Origin of the sequence: Bartonella doshiae NCTC 12862 = ATCC 700133 (genome assembly GCF_000278155.1) — a bacterium.
In the GTDB taxonomy this organism is placed as follows: domain Bacteria; phylum Pseudomonadota; class Alphaproteobacteria; order Rhizobiales; family Rhizobiaceae; genus Bartonella; species Bartonella doshiae.
This window is the reverse complement of sequence record NZ_JH725096.1, coordinates 86,492-100,241: the sequence shown is the minus strand read 5'-3', so window position 1 is coordinate 100,241 and position 13,750 is coordinate 86,492. Positions and strand designations below refer to the sequence as shown.

Below are 13,750 nucleotides of genomic sequence, written 5' to 3'. Positions count from 1 at the left end.
ATATCCTTTTTATAGATTGGTATGATGGCACTTCATATCAAGTTGTTGCAAAGATAAATTATAAGAGAAGTTTCTTAGCTTATAAGGCAATTTCATCAAGAAGTGCATCGAGTTTTTCCGGAGAAAGTTTGAAAATTTTGGCTTCTTTACTGTAAACAAGAAGGGCTTGAGTTTCTTTATCGGGATGAATAGCTTGCAGCAATTTTCGGTAAAGAGCCATTTGTAGCAAATAATGAGGGGCGATACCAGTTTCGTTTTCTGGTGGGATTCCTGTTTTAAAATCAGCAAAGATAATACTGTTTTTTGTTATGTATAAACGATCAATTTGACCAGAAATTGCGCGTTCCTTTCCACGAATTTTTATAATGCCCATTAAAGAAACCTCGGCATGTGAAGATTCAGAGAAAAGTGGTTTGAGGTACGAACAATTCAAGATCTGCAAAACATGGCGTAGTGCATTTTCTCTTTGAATTTCTTGCCAGTGAGAGGCTTTAGTATTGAGGTAGTTTCGAGCATATTCTTGACGTTTTTGAGGAGTGCAATCGGGTAGATATTGGAGCAATTTATGAATAAGATGACCATATTCAATGGAGAAAGCCCTATGGGTGTTTGTTTCTCCTAAAACAGGAGAAACAGTGAATTGTTTTGGATTGAAGGAGAACACTGTATCATCTTCAATAGAGAGACTGGCAACAGAGGGCTTTAACGGTTTTGGTAAGACTGGTTCTTCTGGCACTTTATGGAAGAAAAAATCCGGTAGAGGTGGAAATGCTTGGCACTCAGCAGAAGATGCTTCTTGGTTTATTGGGGTAGAAGAAGAATCTGTGATGCAATAACGCCAAGCTGCAATATCTTCTGCGGGACCTTTTATGGGAACCGCATGCGGTTTGAGAGCTTTTTTTACCAATTGTAGCCACGTATGAGGGGTATTTCGTTCACTGCTATATCCGCAAACAAATAATCGATCTTCAGCGCGTGTCATTCCTACATAGAGAAGGCGCCTATATTCCTCTTCTGCACGCTCTTTTAAGTGCGAAATTGCTTGTTTAGAAGGCATTGTATCGAATTCTGCATTAGGATGCCAGATAAAAGCTTGTTGGTCACTCAAATGTGTATTGTTCAAGGGAATTTTAAGTAAGTGGGGAGCATGTTGAGGATGCCAGATTGCACTACCGGGATCAACCAGAAATACAACAGCAGCTTCCAGTCCTTTCGCAGCATGAACAGTCATGATACGAATTTCTTCATGATTTTGGTCAAACTCACGTTTAATTTCTGGTTCACTTACACTTAATGTTTCCAAAAAAGCTTGCAATCCTGGCAAACCTGTTTTTTGAATCGTGAGTGTGTAATCCATAAAAGCATCAAGCACGTCATTTGCTTCCGATCCTAAGCGAGCAAGAATCTTTAGTCGTCCCTTGTCATTGTTTAAGATATAGCTATAGAATTCGAAAACTGGTATTTTATCCACTAAAATACGATATTTACTCAACTTTTCAAAAGCATCTTTAAAAGGGATATGCGATGATGCCTGTTTACAAAGGCTTTGCCAAAGGGAACCTGTACGGTGAGCAGCAAGTTGATAAAGTTCCTCTTCGCTAAGCGCAAAGAGCGGACTTTTTAAAACACAGGCAAGAGACAGATCATCTTGTGTTTGCAAAACAAAACGTGCAAGCGCCATTAAATCGCGTACACTCATATGTTTTGTAAGTTGTAAGCGGTCAGCACCGGCGACGGGTACATTACGTTGTTTAAGGGCACGAGAAAGCGCTGAGGCAAATTGATTACGCTTACGAACCAAGACCATAATATCACTTGCACGTAACAAACGGCCTTTTGCTGGAAGCATTTCTCCATTGTGTAACCAGGCTGCAATTGTTTCAGCAATTTTTTCCGCTAAACGGACTTCTGGGGTATCTGACTGATCAACGGTTAAATGCCAATCATCAGGAAATGCGTTTTTTTCTTTAGAAATGGCATCCCATAAAATAACTTCACCTGGGCTATGAACACGAATAGCTTCATGTACCGTTTTTGTATTTTCTGCTGAAAGTCCCTTGTAATTTTCTGGTGTTTCAAAAACAAGATCAACGCTTTTAAGAATATCGGCTGTGGAGCGAAAAGAATAATTCAGTTTTATTTTTTCAAACTTCAGCTTTGCTTGTTCTGCTTTTTTTTGAATTATTCTGCCATTTGTAGCAAAATTTTCTGGAGCAGCACCTTGAAAAGAATATATAGATTGTTTTTCATCTCCAACAGCAAAAAGAGTGCGTATATTTGTACGTTGACTATGACCTGTGAAAAATTCTTGCGTTAAAAGTTGAATAATTTTCCATTGATCAGGGTTAGTATCTTGTGCTTCATCAAGCAAAATATGATCAAGACCATTATCAAGTTTATAGTGTACCCATTGGCTTGCACCTTCACGTTGCAACAAATGGAGTGTACGCTCAATGAGATCATCAAAATTAAAAAAACCATTGGCTTTTTTTAAATTCGCATAGATTTTAAGATAAATGTCACAAAGCTGAAAAGCGGCCATGTTGAGTGTGACTGTTTTGATGCATTGATATTTTTCTAGAAGGATGGAAAGTTGGCTTTGTTTTTCTTTAATCATTTGTTGAATAGAGGGCCAAATTTCATTTGATTTGTGGGATGATAAAAGTGAAAAGTTACGGGGATCATTTTTCGTTTTAAAATAAATATCTGAAATAATATTAATGATGTTTTTTTCATCAGAGGTAGCTGCTAACTGAGAAAATTTTTCAACAGTATCTCTAAGACTTTTGTCACCATAGGTTTGACAATGACTAAGGGCATAAAGAGGCATGCTAGCAACTTGTTGAATTTTTCCCAGCAGTTGTTTGTTTGTTTCATCAGGCGTTAAATTAAAGAGTGCCCGTAGTTTTTCTTCTGCATTTTCAGATAGAAGGAAAGACAAGAAACCAGACAGTTTATGTTGCTTTTCAGTTGCTTCATACAGCAATTGGTTAAAAGTGTGCTCGCTGATAACCTTAAGCAGTTGTTTTAAAGCGGGTTGTGCATCATTATGCTTTAGGAGTTGGCAGCGAGCTTCTTGTTGTAGTTTTTTGCGGTTGACATCATCTATGAGTTCGAAATGTCCAGCAATATTGGCTTCTAGCATAAATTGATGCAAGAGAGATTCGCAGAATGCATGAATAGTTTGTATTTTCAAGCCACCAGGTGTTTCTAAGGCACGAGCAAAGAGTTGGCGTGCATAAGTTATTTTTTTTGCATTGATAGGTTTGTTTTCGAGTTTAGATAATATTTCTTTAAGATGTGCATCATCAAGCTCATTCCAGCTGGATAACGTACGAAAAATCCGTGATTGCATAACAGCAGCGGCGGCTCTCGTATAAGTAAGGCATAAAATACGTGCTGGGGGAGTACCGTTTACAAGCAAACGAATAACGCGTTCGGTTAGAACATGAGTTTTTCCAGAGCCTGCATTTGCAGAAACCCATACATTTGTTTTTGGGTGTGTTGCCGTTGCTTGTGCATCAAGGGCTGCTTCAGGAATAGAAAAAAGAGTCATGATTGATCCCCTTTATGAAATCCGTTTGACCATTCCCATAAGCGTGCCAGATGGTCATAGTCATTTTCATATTGTTTTATCATGGGAACTGCGTGTGAAAGATAGCCTTGTTGTGGATTTTTATAATACTCTATTAATGCGATAAGATGTTCCCATGCTTTTTCACCGAGGTTAATGACACTTTGGTGCTCTTTTCCCCCTTTTTTTGAAAAAACTGATTTAGGAGTAATTTCACCTTTTCCATTGAGGGGGATGTAAAATAGATTTAAGGGGGTAAAATTTTTAAAATCTGCAAAGGCTCCTTTCATTAACAAAGCTGCTTCTAGTGCCAATTGTGGAAACAATAAATCACGAACTTGTTTTGTTGAGGGTGGTGTACTGGTTTTAAAATCAATAATTTCAACCGTTTTGTTTGGCAATACATCAATACGATCAGCGCGTCCTGAAAGAGTTACACCTGTTGTACCTATGGGTATTTTTTGCGATTCCACTTCAGCATATCGTGTTCGAGGCTCTAGACTTTGTTCCCATTGAAGAATGAAAGGAGCAAGATTTTCAAAATTTGTCCACCAGATTGTTTCAACATCGGCAGGTAAATTAAACTTATCAAATTCTTGTCGTCCGAGCGTGAGGAGTATATCTAATGCATTTTCGGCATTTAGATTCTTTATTTGTGCAGCAAAAGCAGCAAGAATAGCGTGATAAAGCGTTCCCCGCTCAGCAGCACCAGGATTGTGAATGAGCGCCTTAAGCGGTCTGATCCGCAAGACTTTTTTGGCATAAATAGTATAAGGGTCATATCGTAATGTTGCTATTTCAGTGACAGAAAAATGACGTGGACGCATTTTAAGGGGAGGGACAGGGCAAGGACGGGTGGCCCTAGCAATCACGTTTGCATTATCAAGCATTTTTGCCCAATGAAGCAATATTTCCCCACGTGCACGGATTTGTTTCCAAATTTGTTTTCCTATAACCGTTTCTAAGCGCTGTAACCAACGCGAAGGAAGTGAAGGAATATGATTAACCCGTAGTGCTCTGCTCATCACCACTTTATTCATTCCCATTGCCCATTGAAAATCATGCGCGGAAAGACCAATACGCTGTTCGGGTGGTTCGAGGGTTAACATCATTTTCATTGGACGCGATAAAAAAGCATCATTGCAGGTTGTAATAGGCCATGATCCTTCATTAAGACCGCCGATGACTACTGTATCCACTGTTTGCAATCGTGATTCCAAAGTGCCCCAAATGAATAAGCGTGGATGTCCTCCGGGGGAGGGTGTAACGCAGCGTGTTGCTATGAGCGCTGAAAATATAGCGGGCCATTCGCAAAGACGAAATTTTAGTCCTGATTGATCACACACCAATTCACGCAAAAAAGTTAAAAGGGCTTGTCCCGCTTCTTCTTGATAAAGATGGACAAGAGAATCGTTTTCGTCACGTCCAAAATTTTCAAAAGCCTCAACTGTTGCTACTACGGCTTCATTAATGGTGCATTCTTTCTCTTGTTTCATGAGAGATGCTAAAGGTTCTATAGCTTTGATCAAAAGTTGACAAAGTAGATGTGCTTCTTCACTCTTTTGTCGATCAAGAGTGCAGTCATCAGAAGTATTCTGGGAACGTGTTTTCATCCATTTTTCAAGAAATTGATCACATTCACAAAGGTTGATACGACTGAAGTTACCTCGAAGAACAAAAAGTTCAAAATTTTCGGCCATTTCGCGTAAGCGATGACGACTTTGTTTAAGTGTTGTAAGTGGATGTTTAAGAAGCGAAAGAAAGGCAATTTGATTATGCGGTTGAAACACATTTTCTAAAAGAAGCCGTAACAGAGTTGCAGGCAGTGTTTGTGCTAGTGGTATTCCTCCTGAATCATTTGCTTCAATTCCAAATCGCTGTAATTCAGCTGCGACGCGGCGTGCTAAATTACGATCATTTGTAATAAGGGCAGCAGTTTTTTGAGGTTCTTCAATAGCATTACGTAAAGCAACAGCAATAGCAAGAGCTTCTTCGCGCTCGTTTATAGCCTCAATGAATGACCAATTTTCACAAAGATTTTCATAATCATTACGGACAATTTGTGTCCATCGGTCTGTTGTTGAGGCTGGTCGAAGTGCTTCTGATAAAAGAGCTGCACGTTTTTTCTTTATTGCACTTTGTTGGCCAATTTCGCGAACATGAGTGCGCAAACATCCTATGAGAGAGAGCAGTTTTTTTAAATGATATTGAGGATGACTAAAAGCATCCACTGCATGATTGAAAACATCACACGCTGTTTTTTCTTCATGAACTTTTCCTAATGTCTCCCACTGTTCTTCATCCATATGCAAGTCAAGTCCAGGAAGAATAACAGCTCCTTTTGGTAGTCGCGAGATCACTTTTAAAAGATACGCAACTGCGGGAATAGAACCTGTTGCACCGGCAGCAATGATAGGTGTATTGGGTTGTGTGGTGTGTAAAGTCTCTGCATGTATTCTGAGTGCTTGATTACGCCATTCTGCAGGATTACTTCGTTTTCGTTCTTGTAAAATTTTTGGCCAATTTTGCGTTACAATCGTGAGAAAATTTAGGGTTATTTGCCACCATTCAGCTACCATATCAGGTGCAATGTCTTTAAGTTTTGACCAATCTGCTGATTCTGTTTCAATTTCATCCATCAAATGTGCCAAATCTTGGGCAAGCCAAATTGCATCGGCAGTATGAGCAGGAATAAGCACATCTTCTGTACCAAACATAGCACGCAAATGAGCAGGTAAATTTTCACGCCAAGGACGAATAAGACGCGCTAAAAGCAGAAGGCGTTCACTTTCTCCAATCGGGGGGTTTAGGATACTGGTATAGTTTTCAACAAAAAGGAAACTATCTTCACCCAGATCTCCTAAGGGGCGTATGGTTGGCAAAAAGGTTGAGTGTGTAGCGCTTCTTTCAACAAAAGCTGTACGTAAAGTGCGCGCAGCACGGCGTGTTGGTACATAGATAAGAGTATCAGCAAGGGCAGCCTGAATATCTCCATTTTGTGTAAAGTTGTCAATGAGAGCACCGGAGAGTAGTGCATCAACAAAATGTGGTAAAAAAGAAGTTCCTGGAGAAATAGAAAAAACACGCGGCTTATAAGTCATGTGATCTCATGTGTAATAGAAAATATTCCATTTTATGGATTGTTTGCATTATCTCTACTGTATACAATTTTCATGCAGGGAAAAACTAAAAAGCTATACTTGTGCAATAGATTTTTTTAACTTTGATTAAGTCGCTAGTTGAGTAGATTAATATTTATTAATTCTCATAAAAGGTTTGGAAAAAGAGGAATGCCCGCGGGCATACACTTATCCTCACGTTCTTTAGTAAAAGTAGATTGCTTGGATGAAGAGTATTTTGCAAAGGTTAAAGTATGAAATTCTATTATGCTTTTGAAAGGAGGCCTATTTCTTGATAAAAACTTTGTAAAGGTGCAAGCATCGGGTGTGAGAGATTGCGGGCAAGATAATCCTGTAAATGGGGGATATGTTTCAAATAAGCTGATTTTCCATCGCGCTTATGGAGACGTACAAAAATTCCTAAAATTTTTGAAACCCGTTGAGCACCTGCAAATGTATAGAGCTTACGAAATTCATCTTCATCAAAAGATTGTGGTGTTTTATGACGTGCATTGCAATAAGCATCAAGAATTTTTGCTTCGAGTATTGGTGAAATAAATACACGTGCATCTTGTGCTAAAGAGACGAGATCATAAACTGTTGGGCCTTTTAATCCATCTTGAAAATCAAGTAGACCAATACAGGCATTTCCTTCTTTATGCGCACGCCAAAGAATATTGGGTGAATGATAATCGCGCATAACAAAAGTACTTTCTCCTTGGGTGAGGTTGTCGAGATAAGGCTGCCAACAGGTAAAAAAATCTTCACGCTGTTGTTGATCTAAGTTTTTTTGCATTTGAAAGGGTACGTACCAATCTAACAATAAGGAGAGTTCTGTTTGTAGTACTTGGCAATCATAGGAGGGAATTTGAAGCAAAAATGTTGCAAATTGTTTTTCAGAAGGCCACGATTTTTGGTGAAAGGAAGCCAATAATTCACTACAGGCGATGTAACGCTCTTCCAAAGGATTACTACTTTGATCTAAAATTCCTTCATCTCCTAAATCTTCTAGAATCAAAAGGCCTTTTTCAAAATCTTCGACAAAAATACGGGGAGAAGAAAATCCGTTATCTAAAATGAGCTGATTAATTCCTACAAATTGACGAATATCTTGCGCAAGATGTGCCATTGTTATGTAAGAGAGATCTGTGTTTTGTTCCATCTGCATGGTTGGTGCATTCATAAGAACTTCTTGAGAATGGCCATCATCCAAAAGTTCATAGGAACGTGCTGAAGCATCTCCAGCTAAAAAACGACGATGAACATGACTACGGTTATGGGTTTTTAAAAATGTGCGAATTGCAAAAGATCGCTGTAGACGCTCAATAGAATGTTGTGCTGATTTAAGAGTCACACGACGCCCAGAGCCTTCGTGCTGTAAGGTAATTGCAAAGGTAGCAGGATCTAGGATATCTTCTCCTTTTTCTGGCCATTCAATGAGTAAAATACTTTGCGCACGTGCTTCATTAAGTCCTAACTCATCAATTTCTTCTTTCATAGAAAGGCGATAAAGATCAACATGAAGAATTTCAAATTGTGGAAGTTGATAATTTTGAACGAGAGTAAAAGTTGGGCTAGGAACATCCAGATTATTGTTATTAGCAAGTGTGTGAATAATTGTCCGTGCGATGGTTGATTTTCCTGCTCCAAGATCACCTTGGAGTGTTACAAGATCACCTGGTTTTAAGGCAAGAGCTAAATCTTGTGCGAAAAGTTTTGTGGCTTCTTCATCTTCGAGAAAAAAACTAAAATGCATTAAAAGTTCCATGAAATGGATAAGAAAAAAGTTCTGTAACAATAAAAACGAGATTAAAAAATTTTATCTCCTTTGGGAATTGGGAAAAAACATTTAACCGTTGTTCCTTGTCCTGCGCCGGTAAGAATTTCAACATGACCACCATGAAGTTCAACAAAGCTTTTGACAAGAGAAAGTCCAAGACCTGCTCCTGCACGTCCACCATGATGGGAATGAGAAGAAAAACGTTTGAAAATGCGATCAAGAATATCTTCTGGAATATCAGATCCCTCATTGTGAACACTAAAGACGATGTTATTATCTTGTTCATCCACACAAAATTCAATCGTGCTTGCTTCTGTTGCGAAATTAATCGCATTACTAAGAACATTAACAAAGATTTGGTGCAAACGTGTTGCATCAGCAGAAATAACATTTAAGGAGGGAGAAATTTGTTGTAAAAGTGTAATATGGCGTCCGTTAAGACGCTCTTCCACACGTGCTACTGCGTGTATCATAGCATCGGCAATATTAACCAGCTGTATGTCTAGCTCCATAATACCTGCATCAAGGGTTGCAAGGTCAAGAATATCATTAACAATATTCAAAAGAGTGTCTGATTCTGAGTGAATGTGCCCAAGATATTCTTTTTGACGTTCATTGATAGAGCCAAAAATTTGATCACGTAGAATATCGGAAAATCCTATAATATTGGTAAGAGGTGTGCGCAATTCATAGGAAACATGTTGGACAAATTCATTACGCAGACGGTCAGCACTTTCTAAAGCTTCATTTTTTTCTTGAAGAGCGCGCGCGACATGGACAGTGTCCGTAACATTAACAAAAGTGAGCATTGTTTGTCCATTGGGGAGGGGAACCACTGTGTAATCAATGATTGTTCCATTTTTTAGATCCATACGACCTGAATATGTGTCACGTTTTTCTGCAAAACCCGTAATAAATTGGGTAAATTTATCCCATTCTTTTCCTACAGTTTGGGATGAGCAATGATTTTGTAACTGTGTAATATGGGTTCCTTCTACCAGTAAATTATAAGGCAAAGACCACAATTTCGATAAGGACGGATTTGATAAACAAAGGCGTCCATCTGTGCCAAAAACCACCACTCCTTCAGAAAGTTTATCAAGTGTTTCACCTTGTATTTTAATCAATGTGTTATAGCGTCGTTCAAGATCAATTTTTTCTGTGAGATTTTCGTAGAGCCAAGTAACACCTCCTTGTGGATGAGGACTAGAAATAACACGCACTGTGCGTCCATCGGGAAGATTCCAAATTTGTTGATTTGATTCCGTTTGTTGATAGGCTTTAAAAATTTCTTCTTTCCACGCACGCCAATCAGGATGTTCTCCAATAAGCCCTTTTTCCCGCAAACGTTCGAGCAGTAATGTATGGTTTGGTTCACTTTCTAGAAAAGAACTCTCCAGCGGCCATAAAATTTTAAAAGCTTGATTGCAAAATTTTAATTTTTGATTGGTATCAAAAATGGCTACAGCTGTTGAAATCTGATCAAGTGTTTCACAATGGTTTTGAAGAACGCGTCTTAGTTCATTGGCAAGGTTTTCATATGTGCTGTCATCATGGGCAAAAGCTGCCATTCCTTCTGATGTTGTGATACGCGTGAGATGAAAACGACGCCGTTCTCCATCAATGACCGTATAAACATGTTCTTGAAAGACTGTTTCTGTATCATCTGTTTTGTTTTGTGTTGTTTCATTAAAGAGATCAATGACTTCACTATTACCTTCTTGGAAGCCTGTTAATTCTCTAAAGGCACGGTTGATAAAACATACTTTGCCTTCATAATCTCGTATCCATACCGGTTCTTGAATAAGATCAAGGAGATTACGTTGCATTCTTAATTCCGTAAGGATTTGAGCAATATCTTTTTGTAAACGAGCAATTTTGCTCTGCTGTGGTGAGATATCTTGAAAACGTGCAATAGCAGTGGTTCCTGCTATGACCCCTGTCACTTGTAATAGCATATTGTTTGTAGTGGTGACAGAAAGCTCGAAAGGATGACACTGACAACGCAATTGATTCAGGGCGTGATTGAGCTCCCGTAAAGAGTTTTCTTCAAGCCACTGTTCAAAACATTGAAAATTTTGCTGATGAATTCCTGCTTTTTGCAGTGCAGGAATATTGCCAACCACACGCGGTAGGGCTGTAGGATTTTCCCAAATGAGAAGGTATTGTCCAGTTACTTCTAGAAGCCATTCATAATAGTGAAGCTTTTCAGAAATATCTGCTTGAATTACCTTCAAAGGCTTTTGTGAAGCTTTTTTTGCACACATAATGACTATCATACATGTAAGAAATGAGGCGCAAGAAATTCCTCCACAGAGCGCTAAGAGAAGCCATGGTCCATCTGGTAAAGTAAAAGTAGATGGTAAGTGAATTGCCCATGATTGAGCAACAACGCGTGTTGGAGAAAAAAGAAAAAAAAGGCAAAAAATATGAATACAAACTCGAATCATTTTTTGAGCTTTTTCTTTGGGGGTAATATCACCAAAGTTGAGCACGATGCGTTTTCCTTTTTTCTTTTGACCCAAGGAAACGTTTAATAACGGTAATGATTTGGTTTATAGGGTCCTTGTGGTGTAACTCCAATATAAGCAGCTTGTTCTTCTGATAAAACGCTTAATTTTATTCCTAGCCGATCAAGGTGAAGGCGCGCAACTTTTTCATCAAGGTGCTTGGGCAAAACGGCTACTTCATTTTTGTAGTGTTCTGAACGGGTAAAGAGTTCAATTTGCGCTAAAACTTGATTGGTAAATGAGGCTGACATGACAAAAGAAGGGTGTCCCGTGGCATTGCCAAGATTAAGTAAACGCCCCTCAGAGAGCAAAATGATGCGTTTCCCATCAGGAAAGGTGATCATATCGACTTGAGGTTTAATATTCGTCCACGGCAAATTTCTAAGAGCTGCTACTTGGATTTCATTATCAAAATGGCCAATATTTCCAAGTATGCACATATCTTTCACTTGTCGCATATGGTCTAATCGGACAATATCTTTATTGCCCGTTGTTGTGATGATAATATCAGCACTGGAGGCAGCATCATCTAAGTTAACAACTTCATAGCCATCCATAGCTGCTTGAAGGGCGCAGATCGGATCTATTTCTGTAACTTTAACGCGGGCTCCAGCACCTGAAAGAGAGGCTGCTGAGCCTTTACCCACATCACCATAACCACAGACAATGGCAGTTTTACCAGCTATCATAACGTCTGTTGCACGCCGGATGCCATCTACTAATGATTCTCTGCATCCATATTTATTATCGAATTTCGATTTAGTGACACTATCATTGACATTAATGGCAGGAAAAGGCAGAAGTCCTTCTTTTTGTAATTGATGTAGACGATGTACACCTGTTGTGGTTTCTTCGCTTACACCTTTAATTGCTGCACGTTGGTGTGTGAAAAAACCTGGTGTAATATCCATACGTTTTTGAATTTGTTTGAAAAAAAATTCCTCTTCTTCTGTTTTAGGATGAGACAAAATATCTTTATTCGTTTCTGCACGATAGCCTGTTAAAATATAGTTTGTAGCATCTGCTCCATCATCCAGTATGAGATTGGAAAGATTGCCATCAGGCCATTGGAAAATGGCATCTATGTAAGTCCAATATTCTTCAAGACTTTCACCTTTGACTGCGAAGACGGGAGTACCATTCGCTGCAATTGCTGCTGCTGCGTGGTCTTGCGTGGAAAAAATGTTGCTAGAACTCCAGCGCACGTCGGCACCGATCGCTTTCAATGTTTCAATTAAAACTGCTGTTTGAATGGTCATGTGCAATGAACCAGAAATACGTGCTCCGCGCAAAGGTTGACTGGAAAAAAATTCCTTACGGCAAGCCATCAAACCAGGCATTTCTGTTTCAGCAATATCAAGTTCTTTACGACCGTAGGCAGCAAGTGCGATATCTTTGACAACATAATCTGGAGCTGCCATTTTTTATTCCTTTAAAATCGGTTTTTTAAAACGGTAGGAGAAATTAAAAAAAAATGCAAGTAGATATAAAAGCTGCTTTATGTGAAAAAATCTTTTTCAAAATTTTATAAATCTGTGTGATAATGTTTTCAGCAGGAGATAAAAGAACTTAATACAGGATTCTTTTGAGTGTGTAACACTGCGCTAGTTAGTATTCGTTTATTTTTTTAATTATAATTATAGGAGGGGGTGCAGCAACTAAAAATCACTATGAGTCTTGCTAAATTATGCCAAAACAATCTCTTTTTCCTTTGTGAAGGAGTAATGAATTGATTCACAAAATATGTATAAAACTAAATATACACTAGATTGGAAAGTTTGTGGAAAACTGACCATGTGGGCGAAAGCGCCAAAGATAACTAGGCAAAAATGCAGCCATTGCTCTGGGAACAATACCAACTCCTTCTAAAGTGCATCCATTTTCTATTGCTTTTGGAGAGACAATATTATCCATTTGTAGGAAGCGTATCTGATCAGCTGTTAACAATGTTGGTATGAAAGGCAATTTACCGATAATTCCCAAAAGACTTCCAATAAAAAGTCCGATGGAAAATGGTATGGATAGAATTGTCTTTTTACGGTGTATAATTTTCAATGTATTTTCAAGGATATTTTGAAATGTCATAATCTGAGGGCCGCCAAGATCATAACTTTTTCCAAAAATAACCTTTCCTTCTAAAACGCGTGCAACAAATTCGGCGATGTCACCAACATAAACAGGCTGCAATTTACTTTGTCCACCTCCAAAAAGGGGCATAATTGGTAAAAAACGCGATAAGTCTGCTAAGGTATTAAAAAAGTAATCTTCTGGGCCAAAGATAACAGATGGACGCATAATAATGGCCTGAGGATGCTTGTTTTGAACTATTTTCTCACTCAGAGCTTTAACGCGTGCATAAAGACATGAAGTGTTTTGATTAGCAACAAGTGCTGACATGTAAATGAGTGGAATACCAGCTTCTGCTGTTAATTCAGAAACATTTTGTGTACCATCAATTTGTATATTTTGAAAGTTTGACTGATTTGCTTGTGCTAAGCTTCCAGGAAGAAATACAGCGCCATCTGCTCCAAGCAACGCACGTGCAACAGAGGCACGATGCTTTATATCCGTTTGAAGCATTTGAGTTTGCCCTACTTCTCCTATTTGTAGCATGTAGTAAGCTTTTTGCGGACGACGAACAGCAATGCGAACGCGATAACCTCTTTTGGTTAAAGTTTCTACAATATGCCGCCCTACAAAACCAGAACCGCCGAAAACGGTAATAAGTTTAGGATGTTGATAAAGTGCACAATCAAGTTGCATGATG

At 38.8% G+C, this 13,750-nt stretch carries 6 protein-coding genes; all 6 read right to left on the bottom strand.

Annotation, left to right across the window (positions count from 1 at the left end; translation table 11 throughout):
- Positions 1 to 79 precede the first annotated feature (79 nt).
- Positions 80 to 3,556, bottom strand: a complete 3,477-nt coding sequence (addA, locus tag MCS_RS05140) for a double-strand break repair helicase AddA (RefSeq protein ID WP_004856196.1) — start codon at positions 3,554 to 3,556, stop codon at positions 80 to 82.
- A complete protein-coding gene (addB, locus tag MCS_RS05135; RefSeq protein WP_004856195.1) occupies positions 3,553 to 6,675 on the bottom strand; it encodes a double-strand break repair protein AddB in 3,123 nt (1,040 codons plus the stop codon). Before addB ends, addA begins: the two co-directional genes overlap by 4 nt.
- 283 nt (positions 6,676 to 6,958) lie before the next feature.
- Complete coding sequence (locus MCS_RS05130) at positions 6,959 to 8,449, bottom strand: bifunctional tRNA (adenosine(37)-N6)-threonylcarbamoyltransferase complex ATPase subunit type 1 TsaE/phosphotransferase (RefSeq protein ID WP_004856194.1); 1,491 nt, start codon at positions 8,447 to 8,449, stop codon at positions 6,959 to 6,961.
- Positions 8,450 to 8,502: 53 nt separating this feature from the next.
- Entirely contained in the window at positions 8,503 to 10,968 is a 2,466-nt protein-coding gene (locus MCS_RS05125; RefSeq protein ID WP_004856193.1) for a sensor histidine kinase, read from the bottom strand.
- Positions 10,969 to 11,006: 38 nt separating this feature from the next.
- Positions 11,007 to 12,404 (bottom strand): adenosylhomocysteinase, encoded by a 1,398-nt coding sequence (gene ahcY, locus MCS_RS05120; protein WP_004856192.1) that lies wholly within the window; start codon positions 12,402 to 12,404, stop codon positions 11,007 to 11,009.
- 343 nt (positions 12,405 to 12,747) lie between these two features.
- A complete protein-coding gene (locus tag MCS_RS05115; protein WP_004856191.1) occupies positions 12,748 to 13,746 on the bottom strand; it encodes a complex I NDUFA9 subunit family protein in 999 nt (332 codons plus the stop codon).
- Positions 13,747 to 13,750 lie beyond the last annotated feature (4 nt).

Bases quoted from the DNA above. Each gene is read 5' to 3' on its own strand.
- addA (WP_004856196.1), bottom strand. From the start codon at position 3,556: ATGACTCTTTTTTCTATTCCTGAAGCAGCCCTTGATGCACAAGCAACG.
- addB (WP_004856195.1), bottom strand. From the start codon at position 6,675: ATGACTTATAAGCCGCGTGTTTTTTCTATTTCTCCAGGAACTTCTTTT.
- MCS_RS05130 (WP_004856194.1), bottom strand. From the start codon at position 8,449: ATGCATTTTAGTTTTTTTCTCGAAGATGAAGAAGCCACAAAACTTTTC.
- ahcY (WP_004856192.1), bottom strand. From the start codon at position 12,404: ATGGCAGCTCCAGATTATGTTGTCAAAGATATCGCACTTGCTGCCTAC.
- MCS_RS05115 (WP_004856191.1), bottom strand. From the start codon at position 13,746: ATGCAACTTGATTGTGCACTTTATCAACATCCTAAACTTATTACCGTT.